Source organism: Pseudomonas sp. NPDC087342 (genome assembly GCF_044744265.1).
GTDB classification, from domain to species: Bacteria; Pseudomonadota; Gammaproteobacteria; order Pseudomonadales; family Pseudomonadaceae; genus Aquipseudomonas; species Aquipseudomonas nunensis.
In genome coordinates this window covers 956,622-972,540 of record NZ_JBIUXZ010000001.1, presented here as the reverse complement: position 1 = coordinate 972,540, position 15,919 = coordinate 956,622, and the positions used below count along the sequence as shown (strand labels likewise).

Genomic DNA, 15,919 nt, shown 5'->3' with positions numbered 1-15,919 from the left:
TGTGAGACGGATTGCCGACTTATTTAACGCCCCCGACGCGATGGATGCCTAGAACGTTTGTGCAGCGTTTAGCTGAAAAGTCCGGCGGCGATGTTGATCGAAAACCCGAGAATCGCCGTGTTGAACAGAAAACCGATCAGCGACTGCGCCAGCACAATCTTGCGAATGCCCCGGGTAGCCACGCCGACATCCGCCGTTTGCACCGCGACGCCGATGGTGAACGAGAAGTACAGGAAGTCCCAGTAATTGGGGGTGGTCAGGCCTTCGGCGAAACGCAATGCCGGTTCCTTGCCGTCCCAGGTGTAAAACAACCGGGCGTAGTGCACGCAGAAAATCACCCCGATCAGCAGCCACGAACCGATCACGGTCGCGGCGGTGAAGGCGTAATGCAGCAGTTTGCGCGAAGTTTCCAGGTCTTTGCTGCCGGCCAGTTCGAAGGTGATGGTCGCGAGGCTGGCAATCGCCGCAATGCACACCACGAACAGCACCAGTCCGGCGTTTTCGTCTTCGACCTCGGCGATGCGCTTGACGTCCGGGGCCTTGGCGCGTGCCGCAAGCCAGAACATCAGGATCAGGTAAGTCCAGACCCCGGCGTTCCAGCCGATGAGGATTTTACTGATGATCGAATCGGCCGGAGCCAGAATGCCCACCGCGATGCCGAGGGTGGCAGCGGCGGACAGGCGAGGATGGGTGCGGGCGAGGAGGGGCATGGAGGCTCGTTGGGTCAGGGCTTTGCAACACCTTAGCCCAGCGGGGCGGGTTGTGACCACAAACGCGCGCCCTCGTAGGAGCGAGGCTTGCCCGCGAAGAGGCCGTGTCAGTCAGCATTCATGTTGACTGACACACCGCTTTCGCGGGCAAGCCTCGCTCCTACAGGGGATCGCTGATCAGACAGGGGATCGGTGATCAGATGTCTTTGTGGCGCTTGCCCACCAGTTTCATCACCACCACAAAAAACACCGGCACAAACAGCACCGCCAATGTCGCGGTAATCATCCCGCCGATCACCCCGGTACCGATGGCTTGCTGGCTCGCCGAGCTGGCCCCGGTGGCAATCGCCAACGGCACCACGCCAAGAATGAACGCCAGCGACGTCATCACAATCGGCCGCAACCGCAGGCGCGCGGCTTGCAGCGTGGCGTCGATCAGGTCGTGGCCTTCGTCGTACAGGCTCTTGGCGAATTCGATGATCAGAATCGCGTTCTTCGCCGACAGACCGATGATGGTGATCAGCCCGACCTTGAAGAACACATCGTTAGGCATCCCGCGCAACGTCACCGCCAATACCGCGCCGAGTACACCGAGCGGCACCACCAGCAACACCGAAGTCGGAATCGACCAGCTCTCATACAGCGCTGCCAGGCACAGGAACACAATCAGCAGCGACAGGCCGAGCAGAATCGGCGCCTGACTGCCGGACAAACGCTCCTGCAGCGACAAACCCGTCCATTCCTGACCCAAGCCCGCCGGGCCTTGCGCTACCAACCGCTCGATCTCCGCCATGGCTTCGCCGGTGCTGTGGCCCGGTTTCGGTTCGCCGGAAATGCTGATGGCCGGATAGCCGTTGTAGCGGGTCAACTGCGCCGGGCCCTGGGTCCATTTTGCCTGGACGAAGGCTGACAGCGGCACCATTTTCCCGGCGCTGTTGCGCACATTGATCTTCAGCAGATCCTCGACCTGACTGCGCTGATCGCCTTCGGCCTGCACCACCACGCGCTGCATCCGACCCTGGTTGGGGAAGTCGTTGATGTAGGCCGAACCCACCGCCGTGGACAACACGCTACCCACATCGGCAAACGAAACGCCCAGGGCATTCGCCTGTTTACGATCGACTTCCAGCTGCACCTGCGGCGCTTCGGCAAGGGCGCTTTCGCGCACGTTCATCAGGATCGGGCTTTTCTCCGCCGCTTCCAGCAGTTGCGTGCGTGCCTGCATCAGCGTGGCATGGCCGAGGCCACCGCGATCCTGCAAGCGGAACTCGAAACCGCTTGAGGTGCCGAGGCCATCAACCGGTGGAGGCAACACGGCAAACACCATGGCGTCCTTGATCTGGCTCAGGGCGATGTTGGCGCGGTCGGCAATCGAACTGGCCGAGTCATCGCTGCTGCGCTCGGACCAATCCTTCAACGTGGTAAACGCCAACGCCGCATTCTGCCCGCTGCCGGAGAAGCTGAAACCGAGAATCACCGTGCTGTCGCCAACGCCGGGTTCCTTGGCGTTGTGCTTTTCGATCTGCTCGACCACTTGCACCGTGCGGTTCTTGCTCGCGCCCGGCGGCAGTTGAACATCGGTGATGGTGTAACCCTGGTCTTCCACCGGCAGGAACGAGGAGGGCAAGCGACTGAAACACAGGCCCAGCCCGATCAGCAGCACGCCGTAGATCAACAGGTAACGCCCGGTGCGTTTCAGCGCATAGGCGACCCAGCCTTGATAACGCACGGTCAACTGTTCGAAACGACGGTTGAACCAGCCGAAGAAACCGCGCTTTTCGTGGTGCTCGCCTTTGGCGATCGGTTTGAGCAGCGTGGCGCAAAGTGCCGGGGTCAAGGTCAACGCGAGGAACGCAGAGAACAGGATCGATGTGGCCATCGACAGCGAGAACTGCTTGTAAATGACCCCGACCGAACCCTGCATGAACGCCATCGGAATAAACACCGCCACCAGCACCAGGGTAATGCCGATGATTGCGCCAGTAATCTGCTTCATCGCCTTGCGCGTGGCGTCCTTGGGCGACAGGCCCTCGGAAACCATGATCCGCTCGACGTTCTCCACCACCACAATCGCGTCGTCCACCAGAATGCCGATGGCCAGCACCATGCCGAACATGGTCAGCACGTTGATCGAGAAACCCAGCGCAAGCATGGTTGCGAAGGTGCCCATCAGCGCCACGGGTACAACCAATGTCGGGATCAGCGTGTAGCGGATGTTTTGCAGGAACAGGAACATCACCGCAAACACCAGCAACATCGCCTCGCCGAGGGTGTAGACCACTTTGGTGATCGAGACCTTCACGAACGGCGACGTGTCGTAGGGAATCTTGTATTCGACGTTGGCCGGGAAGTAGCGCGCCAGTTCATCCATCTTCGCCCGCACGGCGGTGGCGGTGCTCAGGGCGTTGGCCCCCGGCGACAACTGCACGCCGACGGCGGTGGACGGCTTGCCGTTCAGGCGGGTGCCGAACTGGTATTCCTGGCTGCCGATCTCGACCCGCGCCACATCTTTGATGCGCACCGTGGAACCGTCGGCATTGGCCTTGAGCACAATGTCGGCGAACTCTTCCGGCGTCGACAACTGACCTTTGACCACGATGGTCGCGGTGATTTCCTGAGTGCTGCGGGTCGGCAAGTCGCCGATGCTGCCGGCAGACACCTGGGCGTTCTGCGCCACGATCGCGGCGTTCACATCGGCGGGCGTGAGGTTGAAACCGATCAGCTTGCGCGGGTCGATCCAGATCCGCATAGCCCGCTCGGCGCCATACAGTTGCGCTTTGCCGACGCCGTCCAGGCGCTTGATCTCGTTCATCACGTTGCGCGCCAGGTAATCGCTGAGCGCCACGTCGTCGAGCTTGCCGTCGCTGGAGGTCAGCGTGATCAGCAACAGGAAACCGGAAGAGACTTTCTCCACCGACAACCCTTGCTGGTTCACCGCTTGGGGCAGGCGTGACTCGATGACTTTCAGGCGGTTTTGCACGTCCACCTGGGCCATTTCCGGATTGGTGCCCGGTTGAAATGTAGCCTTGATAGTGGCACTGCCGAGGCTGCTCTGTGACTCGAAATACAGCAGGTGATCGGCGCCGTTGAGCTCTTCCTCGATCAGGCTGACCACGCTCTCGTCGATGGTTTGTGCCGAGGCGCCGGGGTACGTGGCGTTGATCTCGATCTGCGGCGGCGCGACGTCGGGGTACTGCGCCACCGGCAACTGCGGAATGGCCAGGGCACCGGCCAGCAGGATGAACAATGCGACCACCCAGGCAAACACCGGGCGGTCGATAAAGAACTGCGGCATAAAAAGCGTCCTGCTTACTGACCAGAAACCTGGGCAAGTGGAAGAGGGGTGTCGTCGATCTGGACTTTCTCGCCAGGCTTGGCGTGTTGCAGGCCTTCAGTGACGATGCGGTCGCCGGGTTTGAGACCGCCGCTGACGATCCAGCGATCGTTCTGCACTGCGCCCAATTGCACCGGTTGCAGGCCTACACGCTGATCGGCGTCGAGCAGCAGCACCTGGGCAACCCCGGCGCTGTCACGCTGGATCGCCCGTTGCGGCACGCTGATGCCTTGCTGGTTGACCCCTTGCTCGATGCGCACCCGCACGAAGCTGCCGGGCAGCAAGTCGAGGTCCGGGTTGGGGAATTCGCTGCGCAGGATGATCTGGCCGGTGCCCGGGTCCACGGAAATCTCTGCGAACAGCAGCTTGCTCGGCAGCGGGTACAGGCTGCCGTCGTCCTGGATCAATGTGGCCTTGGCCTGATCCTGACCGACTTGCTGTAATTGCCCGGAGCGGAACGCCCGGCGCAGGTCGTTGAGTTCACGGGTCGACTGGGTCAGGTCGGCGTGGATCGGGTTCAACTGCTGGATCAATGCCAGCGGCGTGGTTTCATTCTGCCCGACCAGCGCGCCCTCGGTAACCAGAGCGCGACCGACGCGCCCGGAAATCGGCGCAGTCACGGTGGCGTAACCCAGGTTCAGCTTGGCCCGCGCCACGGCAGCCTTGTTGGCGGACACTTCAGCGGCGGTTTGCCGGGCATTGGCCCGGGCGTTGTCGTAGTCCTGGCCGCTGATGGCATTGCCTTCGATCAACTGCGAATAACGCTGCTCTTGCAGCTTGGCCTGGAACGCATTGGCCTCGGCCTTGCGCAACGCCGCTTCGGCGCTGTCCAGGTCAGCCTTGAACGGTGCCGGGTCGATGCGGAACAGCACGTCGCCCTGTTTCACGTCGCTGCCTTCGCGGAAGGTGCGTTGCAACACGACGCCAGCCACCCGAGCGCGGACTTCGGCAATCCGTGGCGCGGCGATGCGCCCGCTCAGTTCGCTGGAGATCGACAGAGGGCGCGCTTCGATGGTTTCGACCCGTACCGTGGCCAGTGGCGCGGCTTCTTCGGCGGTCGAAGACTTGTCACAAGCGCTCAGTGTCAACGCCAGTGCAAGCAGGCTGAGCGTGGCAAGCAGATTCTTTGACATGTAGTTACCCCAATAATGACCCCCAGCATCCTACGGGGAGGCGACGAGGGTAGCGGTGAAGCTTTGTAGGCGCTGTGTGAAATTGTGTAAGGGTTTTACTCTTAGACGTACGAGGGCGTATATCCTTTGGCGCTTGATTACTTTTGCGACGGTCAGATTGCCTTCGCGGGCAAGCCTCGCTCCTACAGGGATATCGTATTCATCTGTAGGAGCGAGGCTTGCCCGCGAAGAGGCCGGACCTGTCGCCACAGCACTTTTCTGGAAACACCCCATGCCCAACATCCTCCTGGTCGAAGACGACACCGCGCTCTCCGAACTGATCGCCAGCTACCTGGAACGCAATGGCTATTCCGTCAGCGTGATCAGTCGCGGCGATCATGTGCGCGAACGCGCGCGGGTCAATCCGCCGGACCTGGTGATCCTCGATCTGATGTTGCCGGGGCTCGACGGTCTGCAAGTCTGCCGCTTGCTCAGGGCTGATTCGGCTACTCTGCCGATCCTGATGCTCACTGCCCGGGACGATAGCCACGACCAGGTGCTGGGCCTGGAAATGGGCGCCGACGACTACGTGACCAAACCCTGCGAGCCGCGCGTGCTGCTGGCTCGGGTGCGCACCTTACTGCGCCGCAGCAGCCTCGGCGAACCGCAGACTGCCAACGATCGCATCCTGATGGGCAACCTGTGCATCGACCTGTCCGAGCGCACCGTGACCTGGCGCGATCAATTGGTCGAACTGTCCAGCGGCGAATACAACCTGCTGGTGGTATTGGCCCGGCATGCCGGCGAAGTGTTGAGCCGCGACCAGATCCTGCAACGCCTGCGCGGCATCGAATTCAACGGCACTGACCGTTCGGTGGACGTGGCGATTTCCAAACTGCGCCGCAAGTTCGACGACCACGCCGGCGAGGCGCGCAAGATCAAGACCGTGTGGGGCAAGGGTTACCTGTTCAGTCGCTCCGAGTGGGAATGCTGAGTCGATGTTCAGAATCCTCTTTCGCCTGTATCTGGTGACGATCGTTTCCTACAGCGCGGCGATTTACCTGGTGCCGGACGTGGTGATCAAGCTGTTCCATGAACGCTTTGTCACCTACAACCTCGATTATTCCCGAGGCTTGCAAACCCTGATCGTCAAACAGTTTCACGCGGTGCCAGAGGCGCAGTGGCCGGCGCTGGCGGCTGAAATGGACAAGGAATTCCAGCCGCTGCATATCGTGCTGGCGGGCAAGGATGACGCCGACTTCACCCTCGATGAGCGTGAACGTTTGCAGCGCGGCGAGAATGTCGTGCGCATCGGCGACTGGGGCTGGCGCACCCTGGCCGTGGCACCGTTGAACGAGCGGACAGTGGTGCAAATGGTGGTGCCGCCGGACCCGCTGGACGTCAATCTGTTGTACTGGAGCATCAACGTGCTGATCGGCGCGACCATGCTCGCGTGCCTGTTGATATGGCTGCGCCCGCACTGGCGCGACCTCGAACGCCTGAAAGGCACTGCCGAACGTTTCGGCAAAGGTCATTTGAGCGAGCGCACGCAGATCTCCCAAAAATCGAACATCGGCAGTCTGGCCAACGTGTTCGACACCATGGCCGGCGACATCGAGAACTTGCTCAACCAGCAACGTGACTTGCTCAACGCCGTGTCCCACGAACTGCGCACGCCGCTGACTCGCCTGGATTTCGGCCTGGCCCTGGCGCTGTCCGATGACATGCCGACACCGAGCCGCGAACGCCTGCAAGGGTTGGTGGCGCACATTCGTGAGCTGGATGAATTGGTGCTGGAACTGCTGTCCTACAGCCGCCTGCAAAATCCGGCGCGCCTGCCGGAGCGAGTTGAAGTGTCGCTGGATGAGTTCATCGACAGTATTTTGGGCAGCGTCGATGAAGAGCTGGAATCGCCGGACATCGTGATTGACGTGTTGCTGCATGGTCAGCTTGAGCGCTTTACCCTCGACCCGCGTTTGACCGCGCGTGCGTTGCAGAACCTGCTGCGCAACGCGATGCGCTATTGCGAAAAACGCATTCAGATTGGCGTGCAGGTGTGCCCGAAAGGCTGTGAGATTTGGGTGGATGACGACGGAATCGGTATTCCGGAGGATGAGCGTGAGCGGATATTCGAGCCGTTTTATCGACTGGATCGGAGCCGGGATCGGGCTACCGGTGGTTTTGGGTTGGGGCTGGCGATCAGCCGCCGCGCCCTCGAAGCCCAGGGCGGGACGCTGACGGTTGAGGCTTCGCCGCTGGGTGGGGCGCGGTTCAGACTATGGTTGCCGACACCTGCCTGACACAGCACGCTCATCGCTTCTGTAGCAGCTGGCGAAGCCTGCGTTCGGCTGCGCAGCAGTCGCCAAACCTGAGCACACGGTCTTCCTGAAGCACCGCGCCGCATGATTTTACGACTGCTTCGCAGCCGAACGCAGGCTTCGCCAGCGGCTACAGATCGTGGGGTGTCAGGCGAGTATCGCCGGGGATTGAATCAATCCAACCCCAGCCACCTGCATCCGCTCAATCGCCGCCGCCAGTGAGCCATCCAGATCAATCGCCCGGCAGGCATCCAGCACCACAAACGCATTGAACCCCGCAGCCCGCGCATCCAGCGCAGAAAACATCACGCAGAAGTCCAGCGCCAGGCCGACCAGGTAAACCGTGTCGATGCCGCGTTCCTTCAAATAGCCGGCCAACCCCGTGGTGGTGGTTCGATCGGCCTCCAGAAACGCCGAATAACTGTCGATATCCGGATTGCAGCCCTTGCGGATGATCAACTGCGCATGGGGCAAGTCCAGATTCGCATGCAATTCGGCGCCGTGGGTGCCGCGCACGCAATGCTCCGGCCACAGCGTCTGCTCGCCGTAGGGCAGTTGAATCACATCGTAGGGTTTGCGATGCGGGTGGCTGGAGGCAAACGAGGCGTGCCCCGCCGGGTGCCAGTCCTGGGCAATGACCACTTGATTGAACTGACTGCCGAGGCGATTGATCAAGGGGATGATCACGTCGCCTTCGGGTACCGCCAGTTGGCCGCCGGGGATGAAGTCGTTCTGCACGTCGATCACCAGCAGGGCCGTGCGGGAAGGGTGAAGCGAGGGATGTGACATGGTTGGGTTCCTCCTTGGAAGTCAGGTGCCAAGCATAGTGAGGATTCCCGTCATGCGCTAAGCCGACCTCTCAAAACCCTGCCCATCTCCTCAAGATCCGCCACAGTGCTGTGCCCGATCAGCATCCACGCATGTTCCGTATCCGCCCAGTAAACAACGTTCATCTCGTGCCGGCGCTCATGGGCAAACGGCCGGCTGCCTTTGTTGGAGCGGGTGACGCACAGCGCCATCGGGCCGTGGGTCGGGTCGAGGTAGGTGATCTGCGCGATAGGCACGCCGTCGTATTCGAGAATTTGCGCGCGCTTGAGCTCCACGCGCGGCAAGGCCAGTTTTGCCGGCGCGAGGTTCAGGCCCAAACGGCTGTCGATGGTGCGCAGTTGAGCACGCTGGGTGGTCTCGTCGCTGGGCAAGTGTTCGAGGGTTTGCGGCACGTAAAGCGACATATAGTCGGCCACCAGCCCACGCCAGTTGCTTTTCTGCTGGCTCAACTGCCAGCCGAGGAACAACCGGTCCGCCACCACACTGCTGACCACCAGACCGGCCGCCGCCGCCAAAAACCAGCGCCGGTTCAGGGCCGGACGGGCAGGGCTGGGCAAGGTGTCGAGCATCGCTTGCAAGCGATCCAGCGGCGCTTGCTGACCCAATTCGTCGTAGGCCGCTTTGAACGGCAGGTTGCTGCGCGCCAGCCATTGCAGACGCAGGTTGAGTGCCGGGTCATCGTTGATGGCGGCGTCAATGAGGGTGCGCTGCTCGGCGTCGAGCTGGTCGTCGAGGTAGGCCACCAACTGTTCATCCGACGGTATTGTCGGTCGTGAGTGGTCGTTCATCGACGTTCTCCCGTGGTTGGGTTCGGTACAGCATGCAGGGGCGGGTACTCCGCGAGTTTCAGGCGCGCGGTGGCCAGTCGGCTCATGACCGTGCCGATGGGCACCTGCAGCACATCGGCCACTTCGCGGTAGGACAAGCCTTCGACATAGGCCAGGTACACCGTTTCACGCTGGGTTTCGGGCAGCGCATCGACCCGCCGGATCACCTGCGCAGCCAGCACATGGGTTTGCGCCGCGTGTTCACCGTCGAACGACAGCGCCTCGTCGGCGTTCACCAGGCCCTGGCCCAAACGCACGCGCCGGGCCCGTACTTCATTCAGCCAGATCGAGTGCAAGATACTCAGCAGCCAGCGGTCCATGCGGGTGCCGGGCTCGTATTGCCCGGCCCGTTCCAGCGCCCGCACGCACGTGGCTTGCACCAAATCCTCGGCCACATGCCGTTGTCGAGACAGCAGCAAACCGTAGCGCCATAAACGCGCCAGATGCTGGCCCAACTCTGCTCGTATTGCCTGATCGCTGGCGATAGCGACCTCCATCCATTCGGTGTGTCAGGTTTTCGATGAGTCGTTGATGGCTTCGGCCAGGTCCTGGTATTCCTCACAGGTGCTGCCGCAGATCGATTTGATGTGCTGCAACTGTTCCTGGGCCAGATCCAGCCGACCTTTGATCACATACGCCTCGCCGAGGTATTCGCGCACTTGCGCATACTGCGGGTCGAGTTTGACCGATTGCAGGTAATAGCCGATGCCTTCGTCGGTACGGCCCAGTTTACGCGTGGCGTAGCCGCGATAGTTGAGCGCTTTGGCGGTGTTTGGATCTTTCAGCGTATCGAGCAGGGCCAGCGCTTCTTCGTAACGTCCGTCCTTGGCCAGCCGATAGGCGTAGTCGGTGCGGTCGGCGTCTGGCACCAGGCTGCTGGTTTGCAGTACGCATTTATTCGACTTGGTGTCGAACACCTGGCCTTTGGGGCAATTGGGTTTGGCTGGCGCGTCGTCGTCACCGTTGGCAAACGCCAGCGTGCTCGATAACGCAGCGACGAGTAGCAGCGGGGCGGTGAACACAGCGAAACGGATTTGCATTTGCGAAACTCCATTCACAGGGAAAACAGAATTCAAGGGCAGGTATCGATAGAACACCTCGCCCCGGTGTTTTATTCGTTCAGTTGGTATCGCGCCCCGGCAACATCCTGCGCAAAGTACCGTCGCGCATCCCGTAATGATGGACCAGCGCCATCACTGCATGCAGCCCGGCCAATAAGATGATGGCCCACGCCACGTTTTCATGCAGGCCGCCGAACACCGACTTCATGCTTTTATCGAAGGTCATCAAGGTTGGGACATCGAACAGGCCGAAGAAGTTGAACGGTTCGGCCTGAGCCCAACGAAATAGAAAACCCAGCACGATCTGGCTCAACAGCAGCAGATACAACGCCAGATGCGCGGTTTTCGCCGCAATATTCATCACGCCTTGATTGGCCGGCGGCAGACGGCGGCCACGGGACATACGCCAGAGCAGCCTCCCGATGACAATCACCGCGAGCAAGATGCCACAGGAAATGTGCACCGACTGCAAACCCTTGCGCAGCGGCGTGCCTTTGGCCAGTTGCTCCCAGATTTGTGCGCTGGCAAACATGAAAATCACCAGCGCGGCAGTCAGCCAATGCAGGCTCATGGTCAGACGGTCATAACGTGTCGGCGAATCGGCGTTCAGGCGGTTCATGGGTAATCCTCATGGGCGGTGGCAAGTGAACACCGCTGTATGAACAATTATTCATTTCTTTCTTGAGATCTTTGCAGGGGAAGTTCAGGTCCATTCGCTATGCTCGCAGCATCGCTGTCAATCGGGAGAACTGCCATGCGAGAACACATTCACCATGCTGCCGCCGATGGCTACAAAACCGGGGCCGATACCTATGTGCGCGGCCGTCCGGACTACCCGCCGGAAGTCGCCGACTGGCTGACCGGCACCTTGGGTTTGAACGACGACAAAACCGTGATCGACCTCGGCGCTGGCACCGGCAAGTTCACCGGGAGACTGGCGGCCACCGGGGCGCAGGTGATAGCCGTGGAACCGGTGCCGGAAATGCTCGACAAGTTGGCCGCCGCGTATCCCGACGTGCTGGCGGTCAGCGGCACTGCCACCGATTTGCCGCTGCCGAATGCTTCGGTGGACGTGGTGATCTGCGCCCAGGCCTTTCACTGGTTCGCCAGCCCCGAAGCGCTCACTGAAATTGCCCGAGTGCTCAAACCGGGCGGCAAGTTGGGCCTGGTGTGGAACCTGCGTGATACCCGGGTGAGTTGGGTGCCGAAACTGGACGCGATCGTCAACGCGTTGGAAGGTGATACCCCGCGCTACTACACCGGGGCCTGGCGCCTGGCCTTTCCGCACACGGCGTTCGGGTCGTTGCAGGCGCAGCATTTCGGGCATGGGCATACAGGCTCGCCGGAGGATGTGATTTTCAATCGGGTGCGGTCGACCAGTTTTATTGCGGCGTTGCCCCAGGTGCAGCGGGACAAGGTGGATGCGCAGATTAAAGCCTTGATTGAAAGTGAGCCGGAGTTGCGGGGTAAGGAGGTGATAACTGTGCCTTATGTGACGGCGGCGTTTGTGGCGGTGAAGGGCGGTTAGATCGGCGGTGCGGCCTTCGCGAGCAAGCTTTGCTCCTACAGAGGGCCGCTATCCCCTGTAGGAGCGAAGCTTGCTCGCGAAGGGGCCAGACCAGACAACACAAAACCAACAGCCAGTCCCGCATTTGGCCGAACCACTGCCTTACTCCCACCCGGGATGCCTTGTTATAGTTCGGGCCTCATTTTCTGCCCGGTCAAGGATCTCTGCCATGTCTCAGTACACCGCGTTCACCGTCGAACTCGCCGACAAAATCGCTCATGTGCAGATCAACCGCCCGGAAAAGATCAACTCGATGAACGCCGCGTTCTGGAGCGAGATCATCGAGATTTTCCAATGGATCGACGACACCGACGAAGTGCGGGTAGTGGTCCTGAGCGGTGCCGGCAAGCACTTTTCCTCCGGTATCGACCTGATGATGCTGGCCGGTGTGGCCAATGAACTGGGCAAGGACGTCGGCCGCAATGCGCGCCTGCTGCGCCGCAAGATCCTCGCCCTGCAAGCCTCGTTCAATGCCGTCGATAATTGCCGCAAACCGGTGCTTGCGGCGATTCAGGGTTATTGCCTGGGCGGCGCCATCGACCTGATCGCCGCCTGCGACATGCGCTACGCCGCCGAAGACGCGCAATTCTCGATCAAGGAAATCGACATCGGCATGGCCGCCGACGTCGGCACGTTGCAACGCTTGCCGCGGATCATCGGTGACGGCATGCTGCGTGAACTGGCTTACACTGGTCGCAACTTCGGGGCCGAGGAAGCGCGCGGCATGGGCCTGGTCAATCGCGTCTACAGTGACCGCGACAGCCTGCTCGATGGCGTGATGGGCATTGCCCGCGAGATCGCCGGCAAGTCGCCGATTGCGATTACCGGCACCAAAGAGATGATCAGCTACATGCGCGACCATCGCATCGACGACGGCCTCGAATACGTCGCCACCTGGAACGCCGCCATGCTGCAATCCACCGATTTGCGCGTGGCCATGGCCGCCCATATGAGCAAACAGAAACCCGAATTTCTGGACTGATTAACCATGATTTCACGCTGGACCACCGCAGTACTGGACACCGATCAACCCGGCGGCTGGGCCGTGGCGCGCAGCCCCGAAGGTTTTCTGTTCGATGACAACGGCGCGCTGTTCCCACGGGAATGGCTCAAGCGCCAGGACCTGTCGATCCTCGCTGAACACGGCATCGGCCACCTCGATGGCGAGCCGGTTTACCTGCTGGAATTGCGCAGCCCAAGCGAAGTGCCGGGCTGTAACTGGAAAGGTCTGCGGGCGTTCATGCTCGAAGGCGATCACACCGTCTACAAGGTGCTCGGTTACGCCGCACAGATCGGCACCTGGTACCGCGAACACCGTTTTTGCGGTAACTGCGGACAAGCGACGCATCAGGTTCCCCGCGAGCGGGCGATGTACTGCGAGCCGTGCGATATCCGTTATTACCCGCGGATTTCGCCGAGCATGATCGTGCTGGTGACCCGTGGCGATGAAGTGCTGCTGGCGCGTTCGCCGCGCTTCGTCACCGGGGTCTACAGCACGCTGGCGGGGTTTGCCGAACCGGGTGAGTCAGCCGAGGATTGCCTGATCCGCGAGGTTCGCGAAGAGGTGCAGATCGAGGTCAAGAACATCCAGTACATGGGCAGCCAGTGCTGGCCGTTTCCGCACTCGATGATGCTGGGTTTCCACGCGGAATATGCGGGTGGCGAGATCGTCTGTCAGGAAGACGAAATCGAAGACGCGCAGTGGTTCAACATCCACGCAATGCCGCCGTTGCCGGCATCACGCTCGATTGCCCGTTACCTGATCGACGTCTACCTGGCGCGGCGCTTAGGCCACGCTGAACCAGTGTTGCCAGGCTAGCCGCACGGTCAGGCCCAGCACCACGGTGATGAACACCGGGCGAATGAACTTGGCACCGCCGCTGATGGCGGTGCGCGCGCCGAAGAACGCGCCGACCATCACCGACACGCCCATGCTCAGGCCGATGATCCAGTCCACTTGCCCGGAAAACACGAACACCGACAGCGCCGCAATGTTGCTGACGAAGTTCATGCTGCGGGCCACGCCGCTGGCCTTCACCAGGTCGATGGGGTACATGAGCATGCTGCTGACGGTCCAGAACGCACCCGTGCCGGGGCCGGCCACGCCATCATAGAAACCGAGGCTGAAGCCTTGGGTCGATTGCCACTTTTTCTTGATCGGCGCGTCGCTGTCCAGCGGCGCTTTCGGCGTGCCACCGAACAACAGATAGACGCCGCAGGCGAAGACGATCACCGGCAGCATCTTGTTCAGCCATTCGGCGGGCAGGTAATGCGCGACCACCGCGCCGGTCAACGCGCCAACCAGCGTGCCGACGATGGCGTGAACCCACTGTTTCGGATGGAACAGCTTGCGGCGGTAGAAGGTGAAACTGGCAGTGGCCGAGCCGAAGGTCGAACTCAGCTTGTTGGTGCCCAGCACCAGATGCGGCGGCAGGCCGGCGGTCAGCAGCGCGGGGGTGGTGAGCAGGCCGCCACCGCCGGCAATGGCGTCGATGAAACCGGCAATGAAAGCGACAAAGGCCAGAATGGCCAGGGTGGTGAGGTCAACGCTGAGTTCGAAAGGCATGGAATCGGCTTATTCGGCGGGGCGCAGAAAGTGGCTGCGGGGAAGGCCGGTATCTTACCCATATCCAACTTCTGCGGCGACCCGTCTGGCCTCTTCGCGGGCAAGCCTCGCTCCTACAGGGGAACGCATTCCAAAATGTAGGAGCGAGGCTTGCCCGCGAAGGCGTCATCCCTGACGACACATTACTTACGCTCAGGCCCATTCCCGATCTGCCACACAAACGGCGGTTCGGTCCCGTTGATCGCCCAATCCCCGATAATCCGCGCCTTGTAGATCACCGGATTGTGTGACGACACCGTCCGCGCGTTGCGCCAATGCCGATCCAGGGATTTCCCCTGGCGAATATCCGAAGCCCCCAGCGCATTGAACAATTCACTGGTAGCGCGCTGGATCAGTTCGGTGACCACCACTTGCGCCTTGGCCGATTCGATTTCCGCCGCGACATTCGCCGCTTGTTCTAACGCATCATCACCCGAGAAGCGCGCCTCATAAGCCCGTTGCGCCGGTTGCGCTGCCTTCAACGCACTGGCCTCGGCTGCATACACCAGCGCCGCAATCTCACCGACCACCTGCTGCACTTGCGCATCCTGGCTCACATGCGGGGCATTGCCATGGCTGTAGATGCGTTTGCGCTCGCGCACCTGATGCGCCACATCGCGTAACGCGGCGCGGCCGATGCCAGCCAGGGACGCCAGCAGCACCAGTTGATAGAACGCAGTCTGGTATTTGAAGCGGGTGGCGAAGTCGATGATGTTTTCTGCATCCACTTCGGCATCGATAAACCGCGACGTCCCGCTGCCGGTGGTGCGCTGGCCGAAACCGTCCCAGTCATCGCTCTGCACAATGCCCGGCTGGCGGGTGCGCACGGCGGCGATCACGTCGCCACCGGTGTCGCTGCGCTGTGCGTAGACGTCGATCCAGTCGGAGAAAATGCTCCCGGTGCTGTAGAACTTCTCGCCGTTGAGCCGCCACTGATCGCCGTGGGGCGAGACTTTGGTGATCACATCGCCGATCGCCACGCTGCCGATTTCGGTCCAGGCGCAACCGACGATGTCGCCGGCCACGAAGTGTTTGAACCAGACATCCCGCGCAGGGCCGGGCGCAGCGTTAAGTCGGTCTTCGGCAAAGGCGAAATGCCCACGCAGGGCCTGGGGCACGTTGGAATCGGCTTCAGCCAGCTCGATCAACAGTTCGAACAGTTGCGGGACTGACGCACCGCCACCGCCATATTCCACGGGCACGCGCACGGCGCCGAAACCGGCTTCCTTGAGCCACTGGATCGGTTCATACGGCAGGCTGCGGGACTGTTCGCGCTCGACGGCGCCGGCGGCGATGCGCTGGAAGATCGGCCGAAAACGCGCGGCCAGCGTTTCATAGTCAGTACCGGTGGAGAGAGGATTGATTACCTGGTGTTCGGTCATGGCACAGTTCCTGGGATCGGCAGTAGAGACTGGGGCGACTGCACGGTCCATGCCGAAGTTCGCAGGCCATGGTTTATGGGGTTTTGTCGATTCAGGAGTGGCTTGAACTGTTGCTGCACCAACAGCACAGCAGCAAATTGCCTCTGACACACCGATGTCTGGGGCAAAACCATCT

The 15,919-nt window shown here is 61.3% G+C and carries 15 protein-coding genes; 5 read left to right on the top strand and 10 right to left on the bottom strand.

Annotated elements, in window-relative coordinates; all coding sequences use genetic code 11:
- Positions 1-68: 68 nt before the first annotated feature.
- The 3 genes from ACIOYV_RS04390 to ACIOYV_RS04380 form a co-directional block, all read right to left on the bottom strand.
- Positions 69-710, bottom strand: a complete 642-nt coding sequence (locus tag ACIOYV_RS04390) for a DUF1345 domain-containing protein (protein ID WP_054050623.1) — start codon at positions 708-710, stop codon at positions 69-71.
- 196 nt (positions 711-906) lie between these two features.
- Positions 907-4,005, bottom strand: coding sequence for a multidrug efflux RND transporter permease subunit (locus ACIOYV_RS04385; RefSeq protein ID WP_401321164.1), 3,099 nt, complete (start codon positions 4,003-4,005; stop codon positions 907-909).
- Between the two features lie 14 nt (positions 4,006-4,019).
- Positions 4,020-5,177, bottom strand: a complete 1,158-nt coding sequence (locus ACIOYV_RS04380; RefSeq protein ID WP_401321161.1) for an efflux RND transporter periplasmic adaptor subunit — start codon at positions 5,175-5,177, stop codon at positions 4,020-4,022.
- Between the two features lie 271 nt (positions 5,178-5,448).
- Between ACIOYV_RS04380 and ACIOYV_RS04375 the strand changes: the two genes are divergently transcribed.
- Positions 5,449-6,150 (top strand): response regulator transcription factor, encoded by a 702-nt coding sequence (locus tag ACIOYV_RS04375; protein WP_163910253.1) that lies wholly within the window; start codon positions 5,449-5,451, stop codon positions 6,148-6,150.
- Between the two features lie 4 nt (positions 6,151-6,154).
- Positions 6,155-7,456 carry an ATP-binding protein gene (locus ACIOYV_RS04370; RefSeq protein WP_401321158.1) on the top strand — a complete coding sequence of 434 codons (1,302 nt, stop codon included), beginning with the start codon at positions 6,155-6,157 and terminating at the stop codon, positions 7,454-7,456.
- 165 nt (positions 7,457-7,621) lie between these two features.
- Here ACIOYV_RS04370 and pncA read toward each other — a convergent pair whose 3' ends face one another.
- The 5 genes from pncA to ACIOYV_RS04345 all read right to left on the bottom strand — a co-directional run bounded on the left by pncA (position 7,622) and on the right by ACIOYV_RS04345 (position 10,809).
- Entirely contained in the window at positions 7,622-8,263 is a 642-nt protein-coding gene (gene pncA / locus ACIOYV_RS04365; RefSeq protein ID WP_401321155.1) for a bifunctional nicotinamidase/pyrazinamidase, read from the bottom strand.
- A gap of 50 nt (positions 8,264-8,313) precedes the next feature.
- On the bottom strand, positions 8,314-9,090 hold the full coding sequence (locus ACIOYV_RS04360) for an anti-sigma factor family protein (RefSeq protein ID WP_401321152.1): 777 nt from the start codon (positions 9,088-9,090) through the stop codon (positions 8,314-8,316).
- Entirely contained in the window at positions 9,087-9,626 is a 540-nt protein-coding gene (locus ACIOYV_RS04355; RefSeq protein WP_082356791.1) for an RNA polymerase sigma factor, read from the bottom strand. Before ACIOYV_RS04355 ends, ACIOYV_RS04360 begins: the two co-directional genes overlap by 4 nt.
- 12 nt (positions 9,627-9,638) lie before the next feature.
- The gene (locus ACIOYV_RS04350; protein ID WP_054055355.1) at positions 9,639-10,169 is read right to left on the bottom strand and encodes a tetratricopeptide repeat protein; all 531 of its coding nucleotides are present in this window, start codon (positions 10,167-10,169) and stop codon (positions 9,639-9,641) included.
- Positions 10,170-10,248: 79 nt separating this feature from the next.
- A complete protein-coding gene (locus ACIOYV_RS04345; RefSeq protein ID WP_401321149.1) occupies positions 10,249-10,809 on the bottom strand; it encodes a cytochrome b in 561 nt (186 codons plus the stop codon).
- Between the two features lie 135 nt (positions 10,810-10,944).
- Between ACIOYV_RS04345 and ACIOYV_RS04340 the strand changes: the two genes are divergently transcribed.
- The 3 genes from ACIOYV_RS04340 to nudC all read left to right on the top strand — a co-directional run bounded on the left by ACIOYV_RS04340 (position 10,945) and on the right by nudC (position 13,576).
- The gene (locus ACIOYV_RS04340; protein WP_401321146.1) at positions 10,945-11,718 is read left to right on the top strand and encodes a class I SAM-dependent methyltransferase; all 774 of its coding nucleotides are present in this window, start codon (positions 10,945-10,947) and stop codon (positions 11,716-11,718) included.
- 208 nt (positions 11,719-11,926) lie between these two features.
- Positions 11,927-12,739, top strand: a complete 813-nt coding sequence (locus ACIOYV_RS04335; RefSeq protein ID WP_123508252.1) for a crotonase/enoyl-CoA hydratase family protein — start codon at positions 11,927-11,929, stop codon at positions 12,737-12,739.
- A gap of 6 nt (positions 12,740-12,745) precedes the next feature.
- A complete protein-coding gene (nudC, locus tag ACIOYV_RS04330; protein ID WP_054045794.1) occupies positions 12,746-13,576 on the top strand; it encodes an NAD(+) diphosphatase in 831 nt (276 codons plus the stop codon).
- On the opposite strand, the gene ACIOYV_RS04325 is transcribed toward nudC, so the two are convergent.
- Both ACIOYV_RS04325 and ACIOYV_RS04320 read right to left on the bottom strand, forming a co-directional pair.
- A complete protein-coding gene (locus ACIOYV_RS04325; RefSeq protein ID WP_054045796.1) occupies positions 13,544-14,323 on the bottom strand; it encodes a TSUP family transporter in 780 nt (259 codons plus the stop codon). The two genes, nudC and ACIOYV_RS04325, sit on opposite strands and share 33 nt — an antisense overlap.
- A gap of 182 nt (positions 14,324-14,505) precedes the next feature.
- On the bottom strand, positions 14,506-15,744 hold the full coding sequence (locus ACIOYV_RS04320) for an acyl-CoA dehydrogenase family protein (RefSeq protein WP_401321141.1): 1,239 nt from the start codon (positions 15,742-15,744) through the stop codon (positions 14,506-14,508).
- Between the last annotated feature and the right edge of the window lie 175 nt (positions 15,745-15,919).